A 1,027-nucleotide genomic window follows, 5' to 3' on the forward strand; every position below is an offset into this window, starting at 1 on the left:
TCTGAGTTCTTCTCTTGGAAATGGAATAAGAGCAATTGATAGAGTTCATAGTGCTGTCGTAGTTCCTCGGAGAAAGACAGGAGTTTTTCCAGTATTTCCTTGTTAGTCAAATGCATTCGAAACATAGGGCGATAAAATCGTTTATCGCTGAGTTTACGACTATCCTGTTGAATCAATTTCCAGTAGCGTTTCAAGGCTCGGTATTCCTGCGATGTTCTGTCGAATTGATTCATAATTTGAATACGAACACGGTTCATAGCACGACTAAGGTGTTGAACAATATGAAAGCGGTCGAGTACAATTTTTGCATTCGGAAAAAGCTGTTTAGCAAGTTGATAATAGGGACTAAACATATCCATGGTAATCACTTTGACCCGATTTCTAACCTTTCTAGGATAGCGTAGAAAGTGGTTTCGGATGGTTGCTTGGGTTCTTCCGTTGAGGATGGCAATGACGTTTAGGGAGTTGAAATCTTGTGCGATAAAGCTCATCTTCCCCTTCTTGAAAGCATACTCGTCCCAGCTCATCACCTCAGGTAAGGTATTCCAATCTGTTTCAAACTTGAACTCATTAAGCTTTCGACTAACTGATGATGTTGAGATAGATAGCCTGTGTGCAATATGTGTCATTGCTTGATTTTCGATGAGTAATTGAGCGATCTTCTGGCTAACAGCGACGGAGATTTGGTGGTTCTTCTTGACAAGAGGAGTTTCAGCGACCGCCATTTTCCCACAATCTTTACACTTGAAACGACGCTTTCTAAGACGGATAAGGAGTGGATAACCAGCAGTTTCTAGATAAGGGATTTTGGAGGCTTTTTGGAAATCGTATTTAGCCATTTGTCCCTTGCATTCTGGACATTTAGGAGCCATGTAATCCAAGTAACCGTGGAGTTCTAAGTGAGTTCCCATATCATATTCATCAGTGATAAGGATATTTTGGTCTTTTATTCTGAGAAAATTTGTGATAAAATTTAGTTGTTCCATATGAGTCTTTCTAATGTGAGTTTGGTTGCTTTTCATTATAG

General features: G+C 39.7%; 1 protein-coding gene. It reads right to left on the reverse strand.

Going from position 1 to position 1,027, the window contains the following annotated elements; all coding sequences use genetic code 11:
- A partial coding sequence (locus P7J49_RS11565) for an ISL3 family transposase (protein WP_408570742.1) occupies positions 1-986 on the reverse strand: 986 nt, incomplete at its 3' end.
- Positions 987-1,027: the final 41 nt, after the last annotated feature.

The organism is Streptococcus suis (assembly GCF_046032515.1).
Classification (GTDB): domain Bacteria; phylum Bacillota; class Bacilli; order Lactobacillales; family Streptococcaceae; genus Streptococcus; species Streptococcus suis_AL.